The sequence below is a fragment of the Acidithiobacillus sp. TH-A67 genome (genome assembly GCF_057473545.1).
Genome location: NZ_JBYCKU010000023.1, coordinates 1 through 1906 on the forward strand (window position 1 = coordinate 1; position 1906 = coordinate 1906).

The window sequence follows — 1906 nt, forward strand, 5'->3', positions numbered from 1 at the left end:
TACTGATGTTGGTCTGCAATACGCCGCCGTAGGCATCCATCATGTTGGTGATGGTAGAGGTATAGACCTCCGTCATATCCCGCGCTTGTTGCAGATCAATGAGGGCGTCGGCCAGATCTTCGGCGTCTTCTTCGTCCTGCGCAATGATGGGTAGACGCAGCAGTTGTTGCAAGACGGAGATATTACCGCGCAGGGCTGAGGTGAAGCGGATCAGGATCTTGCTCAGGCTCAGCATGCTGAAGAATTCGTCGTTACTCTGCGAGTGGTGCAAACGCGCTTCCGTGTGCACGATCTCGCCATTGATGACCTGCAGGGCATCGAGAAAGGCCCGGGCCATGCGCTGAATCACTTCTACCGTCAGCCAGCGTGGATCGAGCTCGTCGGTTTCCTGCGGCAACTGCAGCTCGATGGCGCGCAGCAGCGGCAATTCCTCAGAACTGACAGTGAGAATCTCTTCGCGGCCAAACACGATACCCAAAGGAATCACAGCAAAACTGGGACGGCCCGAATCGGGATCGCTTCGCGCCACCGGAACCTTCAGAATCACCAGGGTGTTATTGGCCTCTTTTTCCAGACGCGGGCGCTCGTCAAGATCCTGAACATCCTGAAAATATTCCTCATAAATCTGAAAGCGCTGGGTCAATTGCGCTATCTGCTGGCTGTCCGGCGCCACCACGCTGGTCCAGTGATAGGTGCGGCGTCCCTCGCCGCGAATGGCGATGACACGAGCTGCACGCAAAGTCTTCATAACCACCCTCGTCGCTTGAAATGCAGGGTCATCAGCGTAGAAATGAGAAGGGCCGTACCAATTGCAACCCAGGCAGTCCAATGGCTCTTTTGCTCGAGAAGTGGCACGTTCACGCCAAACAGCGTGGCCACCAGACTCGGTACGTAGAGGATCAGCGCCATCACCGTGAGGATCTTCAGCCCGTGGTTGATATTGATCTGCACCATGCCGGCGTAGGCATCCATCATGTCACTGGCAGTGCTGGCACTGATCTCGGCACGATCCCGGGCATGCTGCAGATCAGCGATGGCGCGATTCAGGGCCGAGCGATCCTCGTCTTGCCAGGCAAGGGCGGCACTGCGCGAGACCTTGAATATCGCAACAATGTTGCTCGCCAGGGTCACGTAGAATTGGGTCAGCGCCTTGCTCAGGGCCAGTAGGGCATAAAAGTCCTCGGTGCGCTGCGTCTCGTCGAGACGTACTTCCACCTCGAGGATCCGCTGCCGCAATCGCTCCACCGTGTGCTGGTAGCTGGAGGACAGAATCTGCAGAATCCAGATCAGGGTCTGCCGCGGGTTTTCAAACTTGCGCGCGTTCCATTGCTCGAGAAACGGCCATTCCACCTCGGCAAAAGTCCACAGGCGGTCCTCGCCCCAGAGCAAGGCAAAAGGGCGCAGCACACAGGGCGACTCGGGATCGTCGTCGCCCCGCCAGGGAAATTGCAGCACCAATAAGAGAAACGAACCAACCCGCTCCAGACGCGGACTCTGATCGCTGATCAGGAGTTCTTCAAAAAGATCATCGGGCAGATCGAGTTGCTGCAACAAGGCTTCCAGCACCGACGCGGATGGCGTATGGTGATGAAACCAGAGTTGTTCCACGCCACTCCCAGCGTCTCTCAGGATGCCACTCGCCATACGCCATTGCCCCTGCGGATTCGGCAGGTTTATAGCATAGGCGCCGGTGACAGTGGAAGCCGGAGAAAGCGCCGGCGCTCAAGCGTGGGTGTAGCGCTCCCGCAGCTCCGCCGCTCGGGCGCGAATCTCGGCCAGCTCGTCCGCCGATTTTCGCTGCAGGCCCCGCGCGCGGGCCGCTCATATCCTCACCCCGTCGGTTGCCGGGAGGCAAGGTGGTCATACTTACCCATACTATTTTTCCAAATCGAATCCGTTGCCGGTA

The 1906-nt window shown here is 58.2% G+C and carries 2 protein-coding genes; both read right to left on the reverse strand.

Going from position 1 to position 1906, the window contains the following annotated elements:
• A partial coding sequence (locus tag AC2VNM_RS02495) for a magnesium transporter CorA family protein (RefSeq protein ID WP_486912808.1) occupies nt 1–748 on the reverse strand: 748 nt, incomplete at its 3' end.
• Nucleotides 745–1644: a magnesium transporter CorA family protein gene (locus AC2VNM_RS02500; RefSeq protein ID WP_486912809.1), complete on the reverse strand. Its 900-nt coding sequence runs from the start codon at nt 1642–1644 to the stop codon at nt 745–747. The genes AC2VNM_RS02495 and AC2VNM_RS02500, both read right to left, overlap by 4 nt.
• Between the last annotated feature and the right edge of the window lie 262 nt (nt 1645–1906).